This is a genomic window from Komagataeibacter intermedius TF2, assembly GCF_000964425.1.
GTDB lineage: Bacteria > Pseudomonadota > Alphaproteobacteria > Acetobacterales > Acetobacteraceae > Komagataeibacter > Komagataeibacter intermedius.
Genome location: NZ_BANF01000139.1, coordinates 1 through 246, shown reverse-complemented (window position 1 = coordinate 246; position 246 = coordinate 1). Strand labels below are relative to the sequence as shown.

Annotated in this window: 1 protein-coding gene; it reads right to left on the bottom strand. The window is 53.7% G+C overall.

Going from position 1 to position 246, the window contains the following annotated elements; all coding sequences use genetic code 11:
- Positions 1-41 precede the first annotated feature (41 nt).
- Positions 42-246 (bottom strand): IS3 family transposase (locus B7449_RS14235; protein ID WP_048883737.1); only part of this gene is annotated, 205 nt, incomplete at its 5' end.

Genomic DNA, 246 nt, shown 5'->3' with positions numbered 1-246 from the left:
TGAACTGCCCCGGGTTTACCGGAGAGCGATTTGTTCAGTGCTCAGGCTGCGATATCAAGTCTGCTCTGATCTGCATGGAAGGCGCGTTCGGCTTCGGCGGGTGGCCTGTAGCCGATTGGTGCCAATAGGCGTCGATTATTATACCAGTCCACCCATTTGAGTGTTTCCCATTCGACCTGCGCCATGGATTTCCATGGCCCCAGATGATGGATAACTTCGGCCTTGTATAAACCGTTGATCGTCTCC